Below are 798 nucleotides of genomic sequence, written 5' to 3' on the forward strand. Positions count from 1 at the left end.
GGCCCGCACGCTGATCCGCTGCTCGGGGGTGCGGTGGAACGCGGCGGCGCGGACGGTGCCCCACGGGTCCAGCGGCGTCACCGGCGCGTCCGAGCCGAACGCGAGCGGCACGCCGGCGGCGGTGAGCGCGGCGAGCGGATTCATCGTGGCGGCGCGCTCGGTGCCCAGCCGGCGGACGTACATGCCGTCGGGGCCGCCCCACGCGGCGTCGAACGCGGGTTGTACGGACGCGGTCAGGCCCAGTTCGGCGAAGGCCGCGATGCCCGCCGCGTCCAGCAGTTCGGCGTGCTCGACCCGGTGTCGCAGCGCGCGGAACGCGCCCGCGTCGGGCCCGGCCAGTACCACGCTGCGAGCCGCGCCGATCACGGTGCCCAGGGCGGCGTCGCCGATGGCGTGGAACCCGGCCTGGATACCGGCCCGGGTGCACGCGAGCAGGTGCGCGGTGACCTCGTCGACGCCGATGTGGCTGAAGCCCGTGGTCGCTTCGTCGTCGGCGTACGGGGCGTGCAGGCACGCGGTGTGCGAACCGATCGACCCGTCGAGGAACAGGTCGCCGCCCAGACCGTGGGCGCCGAGGTCGGCGCGCAGCGTGCGCGCGTGCTCCGCGTCGGTGGCCAACGCGCCCCAGTAGCCGACCACATCGGGCCCGGCCTCGCGGACGGCGAGCGCGAGCAGTTCACGAAAGTCGGCCTCGCCGGCGATCTCGGGGCCGCCGCACTCGTGCACCGTACCGATGCCCAGCGCCGCGGCCCGAGCCCGCGCGACGCGCTGCGCGGCCACCCGGTCGGCGATCGTGAG

General features: G+C 76.4%; 1 protein-coding gene. It reads right to left on the minus strand.

Annotation, left to right across the window (positions count from 1 at the left end):
* On the minus strand, positions 1–798 hold a 798-nt coding region (locus GT354_RS00780; protein ID WP_161354184.1), incomplete at both ends, for an amidohydrolase family protein.

The sequence above is a fragment of the Streptomyces sp. SID3343 genome (assembly GCF_009865215.1).
Classification (GTDB): domain Bacteria; phylum Actinomycetota; class Actinomycetes; order Streptomycetales; family Streptomycetaceae; genus Embleya.